A 15566-nucleotide genomic window follows, 5' to 3' on the forward strand; every position below is an offset into this window, starting at 1 on the left:
CGGGATCGCTGATCACCGGCATCCCCGCGTCGCTGACCACCAGCACCGTCGCCCCGGCCTGCATGGCCTCGACCAGCGAATCCACCCGGGCGGCCTCGTTGCGGTCGAACATGCTGACCACCCGGCCCGCGATGCGCACCTCGAGCGCCGTCGCCAGCGCGCGCACCCGCCGGGTGTCCTCGGCCGCCACCACGTCGGCGCGGGCGAGCGCGTCGACGAGGCGGGGCGAGGCGTCCGACGGCTGCCCCAGCGGGGTCGCGCCCAGCAACAGACGGCCACGGGTCATGAGGGACAGCCTACGATCGACGAGATGACCGCCCCGCCCCGCGAAACCGCCGCCGCCGCGGGACGCGCCGTTCCGGAGCGCGAGGTGCCCGTGGTCAGCCCGGGCCCGGTGATCCCGGTGGCCGATTTCGGGCCCACCGACCACGTCCGCGGCTGGGTGGTCACCGGCGTCGTCGCCCTGCTGGCCACCATCACCCGGTTTCTCAACCTCGGCTCCCCCACCGACGCCGGCACCCCGATCTTCGACGAGAAGCATTACGCGCCCCAGGCCTGGCAGGTGCTGCACAACCACGGCGTCGAGGACAACCCCGGCTTCGGCCTGGTGGTGCACCCGCCGCTGGGTAAGCAGCTGATCGCCACCGGCGAGGCGCTGTTCGGCTACACCGGGGTGGGGTGGCGGTTCACCGGCGCCCTGCTCGGCGTCGTGCTCGTGGTGCTGGTGATGCGGACCGTGCGGCGGATCAGCCGCTCGACGCTGGTCGGCGCCATCGCCGGCGTGCTGGTCATCTGCGACGGCGTCAGCTTCGTCACCGCCCGCACGGCGCTGCTCGACGGCACGCTCACCTTCTTCGTGGTCGCGGCGTTCGGCGCGCTCATCGTCGACCGCGACGAGGTGCGCCGGCGCCTGCACGTCGCGCTGCTGGAGGGCCGCGCCGCCGCGACGCTGTGGGGTCCGCGGCTGGGCGTGCGGTGGTGGCGGTTTTTGGCCGGGGTGATGCTCGGATTGGCCTGCGCGACAAAGTGGTCCGGCCTGTACTTCGTGGTGTTCTTCGGGGCCATGTCGCTGGCCTTCGACGTGGCAGCGCGCCGCCAGTATCAGGTCACCCGCCCGTGGGTGGGCACCTGGGGACGGGACCTGCTGCCCACCGCGTACGCGCTGGCGATCATCCCGGTGGGCGTGTACCTGGCCAGTTACGCGCCGTGGTTCGCCTCGGAGACCGCGATCGACCGGCACGAGGTGGGCCTGACGATCGGCCCCCGCTCGATCGTGCCGCTGCCCGACGCCGTGCGCTCGCTGTGGCACTACACCGCGAAGGCCTTCCAGTTCCACGCCGGGTTGACCAACGCGGCCGGCAACTATCACCCGTGGGAGTCCAAGCCGTGGGCGTGGCCGATGTCGCTGCGCCCCGTGCTCTACGCCATCGACCAGCAGAACGTGCCGGGCTGCGGGGCGCAGTCGTGCGTCAAGGCCGAGATGCTGGTCGGCACGCCCGCCATGTGGTGGCTGGCGGTTCCGGTGCTGGTCTACGGGTTGTGGCGGTCGCTGGTGCGCCGCGACTGGCGGTACGCGGCGGTGCTGGTCGGGTATTGCGCCGGCTGGCTGCCGTGGTTCGCCGACATCGACCGGCAGATGTACTTCTTCTACGCCTCGACGATGGCGCCGTTTCTGGTGATGGGGATCGCGTTGGTGTGCGGTGACGTCCTCTACTCGGCGGGCCGCCCACCCGCCGCGAGCGAACGCAGGACGCTGGGGCTGATCGCGGTCTGTTGCTACGTCGCGCTGGTGGTGACCAACTTCGCGTGGCTGTTCCCCGTGCTGACGGGCATGCCCATCTCCCAGCAGACGTGGGACATGGAGATCTGGCTGCCCAGCTGGCGCTAGCCCCACCCCTCTTCTTCTGCGCCCCACCCCTCTTCTCTGCGCCGAGATTGCCGTCATGGTCGTGTTTTCGCCCGAATCGCGACCATGAGCGCAATCTCGGCGAATGTGTCGGGGCGGGCGCGCATCATGACCGCGTGGCTGGCGTCTTTCTCGGAACCGAGGCGATCGAGCGCGGCCGGCTGACCCGAGGCCAGCTGCCGTCACAATTACCAACGCGTGCACCGCAACGTGTACCTCCCCGGCGACCGGGCCAGGTCGCTGGCCGACAACATCCAAGCGGCGTGGTTGTGGTCGGGCCGGCAGGCCATCATCGCGGGGCGGGCCGCGGCCGCGCTGCACGGCGCCAAATGGGTCGACCGGTTGACCCCCATCGAGATCGTCGGGCCGTTCCACCATCCGCCGCCCGGGGTGATCGTCCGCCGCGAGCGCATCGACGCCGCCGACCTCGTCGAGTTCGGGGGGCTCCGCGTCACGAATCCGGCGCGCACCGCGTTCGACCTGGCAAGGCACCTGCCGCGCACCGCCGCGGTCGCCCACCTCGACGCCCTTTCCGCCGCCACCGGCGTCACCGCTGCGGACGTCACCCCGCTGATCGCGCGTCACAAGGGCGCCCGGGGCGTCCGCAGCTGTCGCGCCCCGCTGGCGCTCATGGACGGTGGCGCGCAATCGCCCAAGGAAAGCTGGTTGCGGCTGGTCCTCATCGATGCGGGCCTGCCGCGGCCGGTGACGCAGATCCGGGTGACCGAGGGCCCCGTCGTGGCCTATCTCGATATGGGCTGGGACGCGCCGATGGTGGCCCTCGAGTACGACGGCGACCATCATCGGACGGACCGCAACCAGTATGTGAAGGACATTCGGCGCGCCGAGATGGTCAACCGCTTGGGCTGGCTGGTCATCCGAGTAGTCAACGAGGACCGCCCGCAGGCCGTCATCGCCCGCACCCGCGAGGCGTTGGCCCGTCGCACCGCGCCGAGATTGCCGTGAGGGTCGCGCCGTCCCGAAAATCGGGACCATGACGGCAATCTCGGCGAAAGCGGGACAGCGCTACAGCAACTCCCGCGCGACGGGGCACGACATGCAGCGGGGGCCGCCGCGGCCGGTGCCCAGCTCCGATCCGGCGATGGTGAGCACCTCGATGCCGGCGTCCGACAATCGGGTGTTCGTCTGCAGGTTGCGCTCGTAGGCCACGACGACGCCCGGCGCCAGCGCCAGCGTGTTGTTGCCGTCGTCCCACTGCTCGCGCTCGGCGACGACGGGGTCCAGGCCGGTGTCGATGACGCGCAGCTTGTCGATGCCCATCGCCGCGGCGGCCGCCTCCAGAAACGGGGCCTCCTCGCCGATCACCACGCCGTCGGGCGTGCGCCGGATCGGGAAGGCGGTCAACGAGTCCACGATGTTGGCGTACATCACCACGGTGTCGGTGTCGACCATCGTGCACACCGTGTCCAGGTGCATCTGCGCGCGCCGCTGGGCGATCGGCACGGCCAGCACCGTCTGCGCCAGGCCGTCGTCGAACAGGCTGCGCGCCAACGCCTCCGCGCCCGCCGGGGTGGTCCGCTCCCCCACCCCCACTGCGAGCACACCGGGGGCGAGCAGCAGCACGTCACCGCCCTCGACGGGTGCGGTGCGCGATTCGTAGGCGCGCCGCACCCCGGTGAACCGCGGGTGGTGCGCGTAGATCAGATCGGTCAGCGACGCCTCGCGGGCGCGGGCCCGCAACGCCAGCGTCGGGATCACCACCCGCGGGCCGATCCAGATCGACGAGTCGCGGGTGAACACCAGGTTCGGCAGCGGGTCGATGACGAAATCACCGCCCTGGTGCATGCGCCACACCAGCGAGCCCTCACTGCGGGTCTCTGGCGATAATTCGCTGAACGTCAGCCCCGCCATCAACACCTGGGCCAGCCGACCGGGGGCCAGGCCGCGCAGGTGGCCCGAAAGGGCTTGCGCCAGGGGCACTCCGAGCCGGCGGGCGTCGACGGCGGCCGCGACGCCCTGCATGCGGGCGGCGCCGCTGTGCGTCAGCGCCTCGGTCAGCAGGTCCGACAGCAGCAACACCTCGACCCCACGCGACCGCAGCAGCTCGGCGAACTGGTCGTGTTCCTCCTGCGCGCGCGCCACCCACGGCAGACCGTCGAACAGCAGCTGGTCGACGTTGCGCGGGTTCAGCCGGCGCAACTCGCCGCCGGGTCGGTGCAGGATCGCCACCCGCAGCGCGCCCACCTCGGAATTCGTGCCCAGCTCAACCACACCCACCAGTCAACGGTAGCCGCCGCGCGCGCCACGCACCCGCCGCGTGCGCCCCGCCATCGAACGGGTGTGCGATAAACTCGGATGCGTGGAGATCGCGGTCCAAGGCTCCCTGTTTCAACACACCGAGCGCCGGCAGCTCGGCGACGGCGCCTTCATCGAGATCCGCGCGGGCTGGCTGACGGACGCCGACGGGCTGCTCGACGCGCTGCTCGCGACGGTGCCGTGGCGGGAGGAGCGCCGCCAGATGTACGACCGGGTGGTCGACGTCCCGCGGCTGATCAGCTTCCACGACCTCGCGGTGCAGGACGCCCCGCACCCGGAGTTGGCCCGGTTGCGGCGCCGGCTCAACGACATCTACGCCGGTGAGTTGGGCGAGCCGTTCACCACCGTGGGGCTGTGCTGTTACCGCGACGGGGCCGACAGCGTGGCGTGGCATGGCGACACGATCGGGCGCAGCAGCTCCGAGGACACCATGGTCGCGATCGTCAGCCTGGGCGCCACCCGCACGTTCGCCATGCGGCGCCGCGGGGGCGGGCGGGCGCTGCGGCTGCCGCAGGCGCACGGGGACCTGCTGGTGATGGGCGGGTCGTGCCAGCGCACCTGGGAGCACGCCGTGCCGAAGACGGCGCTGCCGGTCGGCCCGCGCGTCAGCATCCAGTTCCGGCCACGCGGCGTGCGCTGAGCTGGCCGACGCGGCGAACAACCGGATGCGTTTCAGCCCCGGATGGCGGCCACGGCCCTGGTGAGCAGGTCACGGGCCCGTTGGGTGTCGACCGGGGCCACCGGCTGGCCGGGGATCACCAGCGGGTTGGCGATGACGACCACCTGGTAGTCGCCGAAGTGGGCGGAGAAGTCGTAGAGCTCGCCGGCGCGGGGCGGGCCGGCGGGCGCGAGGGCCTGCAGCACCTGGTGCACGCCCAGCGTCCGCGCGCCCTCGATGTGCGGCGCGTCGACAACCTGCACGCCGCCGCGCACCTGCGGCCCGGTGAAAGTCACCTTCGCGCAGTCCTTGCCGGGGTCGTCGACCGGCAGCTCCTTCGACGTCTCGAGGGCGATGACCACGAACCGGTTGCCCTTGCCCTCGGCGGACACCGCGGCCATGTTGCCCTGCAGGTCGGCCGGCAGCTGGGGTCCCGCCGCGACTTTCGCGCAGTTGGCGGGGTCGAAGGTCAGGCCGTCGGGCAGCCTGCGGGCGGCCAGCAGCTTGGGGTCGATGCCCCGTTCGCTGATGTCGGTGACATGGAACTCGGGCCCGAAGCTGGCCTTGACGTCGGAGACCTTGTTGATGTCGACCTTGGCGGAGCTCCCCGATGAGCAGCCGGCGAGCAGGCACACAGCCGCCACCGTGAGCAACACCTTCGACATCGGGCCTCAATCTACCCAAGCGGGTCGCTCAGCCGCGCAACGTGGACACCGTTTTGACCAGAAGGTCGGCGGCGAATTGCGCCGGCAGCGCCGGTTGCACGGATCCGGGATCGGTGGTGAGCGTGGTGAACGCGTAGTAGTTGCCCAGGTAGGCGATGAACGTGTATGTGCGCGAATCGATTTCGGTGCCCGCCTCGACCGACGAGCGGATGTCGCTGACCATGCCCAATGTCGCGGCCCCGTCGATGTGCGGCGCGTCGGCGTGGCGCACCGCCGCGGTGGTGTGTTCGTCGGCCAGGCTCCACTGCGCGCACGTCGCCAGCAGGTCTTGCGGAAAATCCACGGGTCCCGGCAAAGCGACCACCACCGCGTCGACGATCCCGCCGCCGCCCGACCCGGACAGGCCCTGCGCCGACTGGTCGCCGCCCTCCCCCGGATCGGCCAGCCGCGCACAGCCGAGCGGCTTGGCGCGGGCGTCGGCCTCCAGGTGCCAGATCACCCGCGGGTTGGCGCCGCTGGGGATCCCGGTGGTCACCTCGTATCCGGGCGGCAGGTCGCGCACCACCCGTTTGATGTTGGCCGGGGTGATCGTGGCGGAGGCCGGCGGCGCCGATCTGGTGGGGCTGGCCGAGGGCGCGGGCGGGTGCGGGTGCCCGCAGCCGGCCAGCAGCGCCGCGAGCGCGGGAAGCACTGCCGGGCCCCACCTGAACGGCCGCATGCGGAGTTCATAGCACAGCGGCGGGGCGGTGCCGGCCCGCCCACGCCGCCGGCGTCAGCCGACCGCCTCGATCACCTGCCGGGCGACGCGCTGGATCTGATCGGCGACGTCGCGGCGGAGCTTGAGGTCGCGCCGGCGCGGCACGTCGATGACGGTGGTGATGACCCCGACGTCCTCGCGACGCCACACCGCGCCGTAGCGGTCCATGATGACGCGCATCGGCAGGTTATCGGAAAGCATTCGCGCCGAGAACCTTTCGACACCGTCGATGCTGGCGGCGATCGACAGCGCGCCGATCAGAAAGCTGCCGATGCCGCGGCCCTGGTAGGCGTCGGCCACCATGAAGGCGATCTCGGCGACTGTCGGGTCGTGTTCGTCGCGCACGAAGCGGGCGTCGGCCACCGGGTCGTCCCCATCGGTCACCACCCACACGAAGTGGTCGACGTAGTCGACCTCGGACAGGTAATGCATCAGCGCGGGGCTGGGCCGCCGGGCGGTCATGAAGCGCCGGTACAGCGTCTCGTTGGAGAACCGGATGTGCCCGCGCACCGTCCGCTCGTCGTCGCCGGGCAACACCGGCCGCAACAGCAGCCGGGTGCCGTCGCGCACCCGGATCGGGATCGGGGTGATGAACCCGGCGAGGCGTTGCCGCACCGTGCGCAGCAGCCGTGGCAGCACGCCGGGGATGTGGATCAGCCGGGTGAACGCGTCGTTATCGCCGATCCAGCCGGTCAGCGGCTCGGCGGTGGTGACCGTCGCGATGCGGGGAATGTCGCGCAGCAGGGCGATCTCGCCGATGATGGTGCCCGCGGTCGCCTCGCCGACCGCCACCACGCCGTCGGACCCCACGTGGTGGATCTCGGCGCTGCCCGTGGCGATCAGCAGGAACGACACCGCCTGCTCGCCCTGGCGCATCAGCACCTGCCCCGCCGCGGCGAACAGCGGCATCAGGCGCCCCGCCAGCGGGGCCAGCTCGTCGAGGGGACATCCCTTGAAGATGTCCATCGTGGCCAGCTCGTCGGCCCGCGCGCCGGTCAGTCCGACCACTGTGACAACCCGCCCGCCACCGCAGCGCGGCCTCGAGCCGCGCGTCGCAGTGACCGCTGTGTCATGACCTGCCCGCCTGCGTTGCCGTCGTCTTCTGCGCCAGGCCCGACGTTCCTGGACGCGCTCGGATGTTGCCCAGGTTATGAGCAGGGTCGCGGCCCCGGCAAGGATGCGAGGTGACACGGTTTCGCCGCGCGTCGTGTCCGACGGCGGCGTCGGGCATGATGAGCGGGTGAGCGCCGCTCATCGTCCCCGGATCCGGGTGGGCGACGTCTCATTCGACGCGCTGACTCAGCAGCAGGTCGTTGACGTGGTGCGCAAGGAGTGGGCCGCCGGTCAGGGCGGCTCGATCACCCCGGTCAACGTCGACGTGGCCCGCGCGGCCGCCCGCGACGCCGGCCTTGCCGATTTGATCGCCCGCGCGTCGGTGGTGGTCGCCGACGGCATGCCGCTGGTGTGGGCCGCGCGCATCCAGGGCGACCCGCTGCCCGAGCGGGTCGCCGGCTCGTCGCTGATCTTCGCGCTGTGTGAGGCGGCGGCGGCCGACGGGAAGTCGGTCTATCTGTTCGGCGGCGCCGACGGCATCCCGGACCGCGCGGGCGCGGCGCTCGCGGCCCGATTCGGCACGCGGATCGCCGGCACGCTGTCGCCCGAGTTCGGCTTCGACCGCACTCCGGAGGGAACCCGCCGGGCCGTCACGGTCCTGGCCGCCGCCGCCCCCGACCTGGTGTTCGTCGGGCTCGGGTTTCCCCGGCAGGAGCGTCTCATCGAGTCGCTGCGCGCCGAGTTGCCCGACGCCTGGTTCTTGGCCTGCGGCGGCGGCATCGCGATGGCCGCCGGCGCGGTCCGCCGGGCGGCGCCGGTCATCCAGCGGCTGGGTTTTGAGTGGCTGCACCGGCTGGCGCTCGAGCCGCGGCGGCTCGCGCGCCGCTACCTGCGCGACGACCTGCCGTTCGCGCTCGCCCTGATGGCCCGCTCGGTGGCCCGGCGCTTCACCCGGCGCTGACGCCGATCCCGTTGCCGGCCAAGATGAGTCGCACGGCGGCGGCCAGGTCCTCGACCACGGCGTCCGCGGCTTCCGGTGCGACCGGCGCGCCGGCCGGGCGCAGCAGAATGGTGCCCGAGCCGGCGGCGCGCCCGGCGGCCACGTCGGCGGGGCTGTCCCCGACCATGACGGACTCGGCCAAGTCCAGGCCGTGCTCGCGGGCGGCGCGAAACAGCATGCCCGCCAGGGGCTTTCGGCAGTCACAGCTGTCCGCCGCGTGGGGGCAGTGATACGCGGCGTCCAGGTGCGCGCTCTCCTCGGCGAGCAGCTGCGTCAGGCGTTCCTGCACGGCGTCGAAGCCCGCCGGGTCCGCCGACGGCCCGGACAGCCACCGCTGGTTGGTCACCAACACGGTCCGCAGGCCGGCGGCGTTCAGGGCCGCCACCGCCCGGGCCGCGCCCGGCAACAGAACCAGATCGGTTGCGCGCGTGACGTATTCGCCTTCGGCGGCTTTGACGTTGATAGTGCCGTCGCGGTCCAGGAAGACGGTGCGGACGCTGCGCGGGCGCATCGTCAGGATGGTCTGGGAAACAGCGCCGCTTCGACCATCTCGCAGATCGAGTGACCCAGATGAAGGCACGCCTCCTGGATGCGGCCGGTGTCGTGGCTGGGCACCCGGATGCACAGCCGCGCCACGTCGGCCACCTTGCCGCCGCGGGCTCCGGTGAGCGCAACGGTGCACATGCCGGCCCGGTCCGCGGCCTCGAGCGCGCGCACGACGTTCGCCGAGTTGCCGGAGGTGGTCAGGCCCACCACCACGTCGCCGGGGCGGCCGGCGGCGAGCACCTGGCGGGCGAACACCTCGTCGTAGGAGTAGTCGTTGCCGATCGCGGTCATCGCCGCGGTGGCGTCGGGCAGGCTGAACGCGGCCAGGCCCGGGCGGTCGAACGCGAAGCGGCCCATCAACTCCGCCGCCAGATGTCCGGCGTCCTGCGCGGAGCCGCCGTTGCCGAGGAAGATCACCTTGCCGCCCGCGCGCAGGCAGTCGATCATCAGTTGCGCGACCTCGACGGTCCGCGCGGCGAAATCGCCGTCGAGCATCTGCTGTTTGACGGCGATCGTCTCCGCCAGTCGCTGCCGGACCAGCCCGGCGTCCGGAGCGACGACGTCGGACATGCTCACGCCTGCCATGTGGTCAATCCCTTGCTCTCGAAGGCGAATTCGGTGATGGTGGCCCCCGCGGACTCCAACGCCTCGATCAGGCGGTGCTTCTTGGCGAAGTCGCAGAACAGCAGGATGTAACCGCCACCGCCGGCCCCGGTGAGCTTGCCGCCCAGCGCACCGTTTCGGGTGGCCACGTCGTAGAGCTCGTCGATGCGCGCGTTGGTGATGTAGGGCGACATGCGTTTCTTCTCGTTCCACGCCTCGCCGAGCAGCGCGCCGAATTCGTTGAGCTGGCCGGTGAGCAGCGCGGCCTTCATCGCGACGGCCAGTTCCTTCTGCGCCCGCAGACCCGCCAGGGTGTCGCCGGAACCCGTTGTGGCGCGCCGAGTTTGGTCCTCGATCACGCGCGCGGAGTCCCGGGTGATGCCGGTGTAGCAGAGCAGCAGGCTCAGCTCGAGCTCGAAGGCGGTCTCGTCGCGAATGCGCAACGGGTTGACGATCACCCGGTCGGTGAACTCGATGAAGTTGAACCCGCCGAACGTCGCGGCGTACATGTCCTGCATGCCGCCGGCGATGCCGAGGTCTTCGCGTTCGATGGCGCAGGCCAGCTGCGCGGTCTCGTATTCCCCCATCGGCACCCGGTAGTGCTCGGCGAGCAGGCCGGTCAGCGCCACCATCATCGTCGACGACGAGCCCAACCCCGAGCCCGGCGGCGCGCTGGACCGCAGCACCAGGTCGTAGCCGTCGGTGCCGTCGCGGCCGAATCTGCGGACGGCGGCCTTGATCAGATCGAGGCTGCCGTCGTAGAGGATTTCACTGTCGAGCGTCATCTCGTGCGTGGTCTTGAAGTCCACCGACTCGATGCTCACCCGGCGATCGGTCCGCGGGACGAGCGACCCCTGGGCGTAGCGGTCGATGGTCGCCGACAGCACGCAGCCGCCCTCGGTGGTCGGGAAGGGCGGCACATCGGTGCCGCCTCCGGCGAACGAGATCCGCAACGGCGCGCGGGCGCGGATTCGTGGCCTTGCCATGAAGGTCCTTCCGACTCAGCATCGCTTCGGGGGCCGTCATGTCCGCGCGGCCAGCATCGCTCGTCGCGAAGCGTAGCAGCGTGACCAGCGACGTCGGCGCGGATTTGCCGAAACGACCGTGGGCTACACCGCGTCCCGGGTGGCCTGCAGCACGAAGTCGACGACGATTCCGGCCATGTCATCGATTGCGTGGCGGGCGATCACCTCGTAACCGTGGGTGCTCAGCGTGGGCAGGCACAGCAGGCCGGCCCGCGGGGTCAGGCCGTTGGCCTTGGAGTGCGAGGCGTCGGACTCGAAGGCGCCGAGCGCGGCGGCCTGCGGTGACAGGCCGCGGTCGGTGGCGATCTGCATCAGCCGGTCGGCGACGTCCTTGTCGTAAATGCACAGGGCGTCGCTGTAGCCGACGATCGGGCCGCCGGCGACGCTGGTCGCGTATTCGCGTTCGGTGGGCCCGACCTCCAACGCCAAGGTCAGCGCGCCGGGCAGCGACGCGCTGGCGTACGAGCCGCCCACCCCGCCGATCTCCTCGTTGGTGGTGCAGACCAGATAGACATCCTCGGCGGGCCGCGCGCCGCGGTCGTGCAACTCCCGCGCGGCACGCAGCAGGGCGGTGACCGCCGCGCGGTCGTCCAGGAAGTAGCACCCGACGTAATCCCCCACGTCGACCAGCGTTCGCTTGCTGCGGTCGACGCACACGCGCGTCCCGGCCCGCACTCCCGCGGCCGTCAGCTCGTCGACGCTGCGGCCGGTGAAGACGTAGACGTGATCCCAATCCAGCGACCGGTCGCCCTGGTCGGGTTTGGTCTCCCAGATCCGCTGGCTCTCCTGCGTGGTGTGCTCGGACCCCAAAGTGAGTACGGCCGTGAGGGTTTCGTGCTGGCCCAGCACGGCGACGGGGCCGAGACCGAAGTTGCCGGGGTACATGGTGCCCAGTTGCGTCAAATGCAGCGAGCCGTCGGGCTCGACGCGCTTGACCAACATCGACAGCTCGTCGATGTGCGCCATCACCCGCGTCCCGGCGCCGGGGCCCGCGGTGTGTTTGAGCCGGTGGGTGTGGTCGCGCGGCGCCCCGCCGGCGCCGACGAAGCCGATCAGGTTGCCGGCGTCGTCGGTCCACATGTCGTCGACGAGCGGTTGGAGTTCGCGGGCGCACACCGCCCGCACAGCATCCTCTTGCCCGCAGGGCCCGTAGGCGAACAGCAATTCCTGCAGCAGGCCGTCGGTGGCGTCGCTCTCACCGCTCGTCATGGGGTCCTTTCCGTCGTGGCGCCGGGTCGACACTTCAGACCAGTACCCAGATCCGCCGCCGGCGACGCCGCTAGCTTCCGGCCGAGCGTTTGCGCGCCGCGGCCGAACGCGGCGGACGGCCCCGCAGGTGCTCGCGGACGCGACCCATGATGTCGCCCAGCGCGCGCACGTCCCGGTCCGACAGCGCGGCGAAGAGCAGATCGTGAATCACCTGCACGTGGCCGGGCAGCACCCTGGCGACCCGCTGCCGCCCGGCATCGGTGATGTCGACCGCCGTCGCGCGTTGATCGTGCGGGCTCGCCGCGCGGGTGATCAGGCCCGCCCGCTCCAGCAGCCCCGCCTGATGGGTGAGGCCGCTGCGGCTGTAGACCAGGCGATCGGCGAGGTCGGTCATGGTGAGCGAGCGCCCGGCGTCGGCCAGGGTGGCCAGGATTTCGAACTGCACGTAGCTCAGGTCGCCGTCGGCGCGCAGCTGCCCCTGCACGGCGTACTGGATCAGGCTCGCCGACTCGGTCAGGGCGAAGTAGGTGCGCAGTTGCTCGGGCCCGAGCGCTTCGGCCATAGCTTCAGCGTAAAGCTTCGATGTCGAAGCATTGTGCCCAGCGTCACGCCCTGGCGCGGAATCGCTTCGAATTCGAAGCAGTTGCAGCGGGGGTAACCGCTTCGAATTCGAAGCACATACCAGGGAGGCGATCATGAAGGCAGTGCGTTACCACCGCTACGGCGGCAGCGAGGTTTTGGAATACGCGGAGGTCGAGCGCCCGGCACCGGGACCGGGCCAGGTGTTGGTCAAGGTGGCCGGCACGTCGTTCAACCAGGTGGACGCCGGGATTCGCGGCGGTTACCTGGCCCAGGAGTTCGCCATCACGTTGCCGCACATCCCCGGCATCGACGTCGCCGGCACGGTCGCCGCGCTGGGCGAGGACGTGCCGGGTTGGCAGCTCGGGGACGCGGTGGTGGCCCTCCTGCCGATGGAGTCCGACGGCGCCGCCGCCGACTACGTGCTCGCACCGGCCGACGCGCTGGCGGCGGCCCCCAGGACGGTGCCCCTGGCCGAGGCGGCCGCCCTGCCCACGGCCGCTTTGACGGCATGGCAGGCGCTGTTCGACATCGCGGGGCTGACGGCCGGACAGACCGTCCTGATCAACGGTGCCGCCGGAGCGGTCGGTGGCTACGCGGTTCAGCTCGCAAAGCAGGCGGGCGCCACCGTCACCGCGACCGCGAAACCGGACAGCGCCGAGCGGCTTCGCGGTTACGGCGCCGACCGCATCGTCGGCTACATCGACTACGCGGGCGCCCCGGTCACCATCGACGGCCAACCGTTCGATGTGATCCTCAACGTGGTGAGCACCACGCCGGAGCAGACGGCGGCCCTCGTGGCGGCGGTGGCCGACGGCGGCATTCACGTCGGCACCATGACGGCCGGGCAGCCGGATCCCGGGCGCCGCGTGCGCGCCGAGCGGGTGTTCGTGCGCAGCGACGCAACGCAATTGGCCGGCCTGGTCAGCCGCGTCGACGCCGGACAGTTGCGCATCCACGTCGCCGAGCGCCGGCCATTGGCGGCGGCAGCGTCCGTGCACGACGACGCCGACGCCGGGCGGCTACCCGGCAAGACGATCCTGCTTCCCGCGAACGAATAGGGCTGCGCCACAACGGTTCTGACGACAGACGCTCCGCCCCGTCGGTGCCCCGCCGGCGGGGCGGACGCGTGCCGACATCCGGCTAGGCCGTGGTGTCCCTGGCGCCCAGACGCAGGTGCTCGATGTGATAGACGGCCTCGTCGAGCAATTGCGCGACGTGGTTGTCATAGAGGCGGTAGACGATGTTGCGACCGCTGCGGTCACCGGAGACCAGGCCGAGCGCGCGCAGCAACCGCAGCTGGTGCGATACCGCCGGTTGTTCCATTCCGACCGCCGTCGACAATTCGCCGACCGAACACGGCGACTGGCGCAGCCGCGTCAGGATCATCAGCCGGTTGGGCGAGGCGAGGGCCTGCAGCGTCTCGGCGATCTTGCCCGCCGACGCCGCGTCGAGTGCTGCCGGCGGCGTGACCCGGCCGTCCACCCCGTGTCCCATCGCTCCATTGAAGCACGTCACACCATTGCACATGACACATGAAGATCTTTACATGTATACATGCTTTCAATGGATGCCACCGCCGCGCCCCCGACGCGCAGACCCACCGCACCGATGCCCCGCCACCGGGCGCTGTGGGCGGTCCCGTCGGCCCGCTGGGCGTTTGCCGCGCTGCTGTTGTTCCTCGCCGGAATCGCGGTCCAGCTGTGCGGCGGGCCGCCGTGGCTGTGGTGGTCCCTGTACCTGGCGTGCTATGCCAGCGGCGGCTGGTTCCCTGCGTCAGAAGGGCTGCGAGCGTTGCGGTTTCGCACCCTCGACGTCGACCTGTTGATGGTCGTCGCCGCGATCGGCGCGGCCGCCATCGGGCAAGTGTTCGACGGCGCTCTGCTGATCGTCATCTTCGCCACCTCCGGGGCCTTGGAGGACGCGGCCACCAGGCGCACCGAGGACTCGGTGCGGGGACTGCTCGACCTTGCGCCCGACCGGGCCACCCGCCTCGCTGACGACGGCACCGAGACCGTCGTCGACGCCGAACGCCTCCGCGTCGGCGATCTCGTCGTCGTCCGTCCCGGGGAGCGGGTCTCCGCCGACGGCGTCGTCGCCGGCGGGTCCTCGGACGTCGACCAGTCCTCGGTCACCGGGGAGCCGTTGCCCGTCGGCAAGACCGCGGGCGAGGAAGTCTTCGCGGGCACGCTGAACGGAATGGGGATGCTGCGCGTGCGCGTCACGCGGGATCCGTCGCAGACCGTCGTCGCGCGCATCGTCGCCCTGGTCGCCGAGGCGTCCGCCACGAAGGCGCGGACCCAGCTGTTTATCGAAAAGGTCGAGCAGCGTTACTCGGTGGGCGTGGTGGCGGCGACCCTCGGGCTGTTCGCGGTGCCGCTGCTGTGCGGCTCCGGCCTGCAGGCCACGCTGCTGCGCGCCATGACTTTCATGATCGTCGCGTCCCCGTGCGCGGTGGTGCTGGCGACCATGCCGCCGCTGCTCTCGGCGATCGCCAATGCCGGCCGCCACGGCGTGCTAATCAAATCGGCGGTGGCCATGGAGCACCTCGGCGACCTCGGCGTGGTCGCCTTCGACAAGACCGGCACGCTCACCACCGGCACGCCGCGGCTGACCAGCGTCGCGCCCGCCGACGGCCGGTCCGGCGAGGACGAGGTGCTGCGGATCGCCGCCGCCGCAGAGCATTTCAGCGAGCATCCGCTGGGCAACGCCATCTGCGCGGCCGCCCGCCGGCGGGGCCTCGCGGTGCCGCAACCCGACGAGTTCGTGGCGATGCCGGGCAGCGGGGTGCGCGCCGGCGTGGACGGCCACGTGGTCGAGGTGATCAGCCCGCGAGGGTTGGCTGACGACGCCGCCGTCGACGCGTTGCAGGCGGCCGGGGCGACCGCCGTCGTGGTGACCGTCGACGGCCGGCGGGTGGGCGTGCTCGGCCTCGACGACACCGTACGGCCGGACGCCGCGCACGTGGTGCGGGCCGTCGCCGCGCTGACGTCGGCTCCCCCGGTCGTGCTCACGGGGGACAACCGCCGGGCCGCGGCGCGCCTGGCCGCGCATCTCGGGGTCGACGATGTCCGCGCCGACCTGTTGCCCGACGGCAAGGTCGCGGCGGTACGCGAGTTCGAGGCTAGCGGCCTTCGGGTGCTGCTGGTCGGTGACGGCGTCAACGATGCCCCGGCGATGGCGGCCGCGCACGCGTCGATCGCCATGGGTCGCGGCGGCGCCGACCTGGCGCTGGAGACTGCCGATGCCGTCACCGTGCGCGACGACCTGATGACGATCCCCGCGGTG

General features: G+C 71.5%; 16 protein-coding genes and 1 pseudogene. 6 read left to right on the top strand and 11 right to left on the bottom strand.

What is annotated here, in order from left to right; translation table 11 throughout:
- Positions 1 to 286, bottom strand: a 286-nt coding sequence (locus A5714_RS03580) for an SAM-dependent methyltransferase (protein WP_231975742.1), incomplete at its 3' end; no start/stop codon positions are given.
- A gap of 24 nt (positions 287 to 310) precedes the next feature.
- Between A5714_RS03580 and A5714_RS03585 the strand changes: the two genes are divergently transcribed.
- Positions 311 to 1888, top strand: coding sequence for a dolichyl-phosphate-mannose--protein mannosyltransferase (locus tag A5714_RS03585; protein WP_068065295.1), 1578 nt, complete (start codon positions 311 to 313; stop codon positions 1886 to 1888).
- 134 nt (positions 1889 to 2022) lie between these two features.
- Positions 2023 to 2872, top strand: a pseudogene (locus A5714_RS03590) (hypothetical protein).
- Between the two features lie 60 nt (positions 2873 to 2932).
- On the opposite strand, the gene arcA reads toward A5714_RS03590, so the two are convergent.
- Entirely contained in the window at positions 2933 to 4144 is a 1212-nt protein-coding gene (gene arcA, locus A5714_RS03595; protein ID WP_068065300.1) for an arginine deiminase, read from the bottom strand.
- Positions 4145 to 4226: 82 nt separating this feature from the next.
- Here arcA and A5714_RS03600 point away from each other — a divergent pair, with 82 nt between their 5' ends.
- Positions 4227 to 4823 (top strand): alpha-ketoglutarate-dependent dioxygenase AlkB, encoded by a 597-nt coding sequence (locus A5714_RS03600; protein ID WP_197502714.1) that lies wholly within the window; start codon positions 4227 to 4229, stop codon positions 4821 to 4823.
- A 32-nt stretch (positions 4824 to 4855) separates the two neighbouring features.
- Here the strand turns inward: A5714_RS03600 and A5714_RS03605 are convergent, their stop codons facing one another.
- Genes A5714_RS03605 through A5714_RS03615 form a run of 3 tightly spaced genes read right to left on the bottom strand, consistent with a single transcriptional unit; the run spans position 4856 to position 7271 of the window.
- Entirely contained in the window at positions 4856 to 5506 is a 651-nt protein-coding gene (locus A5714_RS03605) for a DUF5642 family protein (RefSeq protein ID WP_068282834.1), read from the bottom strand.
- A 28-nt stretch (positions 5507 to 5534) separates the two neighbouring features.
- Positions 5535 to 6224 carry a DUF5642 family protein gene (locus A5714_RS03610; protein WP_068282837.1) on the bottom strand — a complete coding sequence of 230 codons (690 nt, stop codon included), beginning with the start codon at positions 6222 to 6224 and terminating at the stop codon, positions 5535 to 5537.
- 54 nt (positions 6225 to 6278) lie between these two features.
- Positions 6279 to 7271, bottom strand: a complete 993-nt coding sequence (locus A5714_RS03615) for a GNAT family N-acetyltransferase (protein ID WP_068065309.1) — start codon at positions 7269 to 7271, stop codon at positions 6279 to 6281.
- Positions 7272 to 7503: 232 nt separating this feature from the next.
- On the opposite strand from A5714_RS03615, the gene A5714_RS03620 reads away from it, so the two are divergent.
- Positions 7504 to 8277 (top strand): WecB/TagA/CpsF family glycosyltransferase, encoded by a 774-nt coding sequence (locus tag A5714_RS03620; protein WP_068282859.1) that lies wholly within the window; start codon positions 7504 to 7506, stop codon positions 8275 to 8277.
- Here the strand turns inward: A5714_RS03620 and A5714_RS03625 are convergent.
- The 5 genes from A5714_RS03625 to A5714_RS03645 all read right to left on the bottom strand — a co-directional run bounded on the left by A5714_RS03625 (position 8264) and on the right by A5714_RS03645 (position 12261).
- Entirely contained in the window at positions 8264 to 8827 is a 564-nt protein-coding gene (locus tag A5714_RS03625; RefSeq protein WP_068282839.1) for an HAD-IIIA family hydrolase, read from the bottom strand. The genes A5714_RS03620 and A5714_RS03625 overlap by 14 nt on opposite strands.
- 2 nt (positions 8828 to 8829) lie before the next feature.
- Positions 8830 to 9447: an SIS domain-containing protein gene (locus A5714_RS03630; protein ID WP_068282842.1), complete on the bottom strand. Its 618-nt coding sequence runs from the start codon at positions 9445 to 9447 to the stop codon at positions 8830 to 8832.
- Positions 9435 to 10451, bottom strand: a complete 1017-nt coding sequence (locus tag A5714_RS03635; protein WP_068065318.1) for a GHMP kinase — start codon at positions 10449 to 10451, stop codon at positions 9435 to 9437. The genes A5714_RS03630 and A5714_RS03635 overlap by 13 nt, the downstream gene beginning before the upstream one ends.
- Positions 10452 to 10574: 123 nt before the next feature.
- The gene (locus tag A5714_RS03640; RefSeq protein ID WP_068282845.1) at positions 10575 to 11699 is read right to left on the bottom strand and encodes a M20/M25/M40 family metallo-hydrolase; all 1125 of its coding nucleotides are present in this window, start codon (positions 11697 to 11699) and stop codon (positions 10575 to 10577) included.
- Positions 11700 to 11769: 70 nt separating this feature from the next.
- Entirely contained in the window at positions 11770 to 12261 is a 492-nt protein-coding gene (locus A5714_RS03645; protein WP_068282848.1) for a MarR family winged helix-turn-helix transcriptional regulator, read from the bottom strand.
- A 133-nt stretch (positions 12262 to 12394) separates the two neighbouring features.
- Between A5714_RS03645 and A5714_RS03650 the strand changes: the two genes are divergently transcribed.
- Positions 12395 to 13339 carry an NADP-dependent oxidoreductase gene (locus tag A5714_RS03650; protein WP_068282854.1) on the top strand — a complete coding sequence of 315 codons (945 nt, stop codon included), beginning with the start codon at positions 12395 to 12397 and terminating at the stop codon, positions 13337 to 13339.
- An 82-nt stretch (positions 13340 to 13421) separates the two neighbouring features.
- Here the strand turns inward: A5714_RS03650 and A5714_RS03655 are convergent, their stop codons facing one another.
- Entirely contained in the window at positions 13422 to 13775 is a 354-nt protein-coding gene (locus A5714_RS03655; protein WP_068065331.1) for a metalloregulator ArsR/SmtB family transcription factor, read from the bottom strand.
- 69 nt (positions 13776 to 13844) lie between these two features.
- Here A5714_RS03655 and A5714_RS03660 point away from each other — a divergent pair.
- On the top strand, positions 13845 to 15566 hold a 1722-nt coding region (locus A5714_RS03660), incomplete at its 3' end, for a heavy metal translocating P-type ATPase (protein ID WP_197513535.1).

Origin of the sequence: Mycobacterium sp. E2462, assembly GCF_001672685.1 — a bacterium.
Taxonomy (GTDB): domain Bacteria; phylum Actinomycetota; class Actinomycetes; order Mycobacteriales; family Mycobacteriaceae; genus Mycobacterium.

What these genes read in the sequence shown, in the direction of transcription:
- A5714_RS03605 (WP_068282834.1), bottom strand. Translation starts at nt 5,506, where the DNA reads ATGTCGAAGGTGTTGCTCACGGTGGCGGCTGTGTGCCTGCTCGCCGGC.
- A5714_RS03655 (WP_068065331.1), bottom strand. Translation starts at nt 13,775, where the DNA reads ATGGGACACGGGGTGGACGGCCGGGTCACGCCGCCGGCAGCACTCGAC.
- A5714_RS03585 (WP_068065295.1), top strand. Translation starts at nt 311, where the DNA reads ATGACCGCCCCGCCCCGCGAAACCGCCGCCGCCGCGGGACGCGCCGTT.
- A5714_RS03630 (WP_068282842.1), bottom strand. Translation starts at nt 9,447, where the DNA reads ATGGCAGGCGTGAGCATGTCCGACGTCGTCGCTCCGGACGCCGGGCTG.
- A5714_RS03640 (WP_068282845.1), bottom strand. Translation starts at nt 11,699, where the DNA reads ATGACGAGCGGTGAGAGCGACGCCACCGACGGCCTGCTGCAGGAATTG.
- A5714_RS03625 (WP_068282839.1), bottom strand. Translation starts at nt 8,827, where the DNA reads ATGCGCCCGCGCAGCGTCCGCACCGTCTTCCTGGACCGCGACGGCACT.
- A5714_RS03610 (WP_068282837.1), bottom strand. Translation starts at nt 6,224, where the DNA reads ATGCGGCCGTTCAGGTGGGGCCCGGCAGTGCTTCCCGCGCTCGCGGCG.
- A5714_RS03650 (WP_068282854.1), top strand. Translation starts at nt 12,395, where the DNA reads ATGAAGGCAGTGCGTTACCACCGCTACGGCGGCAGCGAGGTTTTGGAA.
- A5714_RS03645 (WP_068282848.1), bottom strand. Translation starts at nt 12,261, where the DNA reads ATGGCCGAAGCGCTCGGGCCCGAGCAACTGCGCACCTACTTCGCCCTG.
- A5714_RS03635 (WP_068065318.1), bottom strand. Translation starts at nt 10,451, where the DNA reads ATGGCAAGGCCACGAATCCGCGCCCGCGCGCCGTTGCGGATCTCGTTC.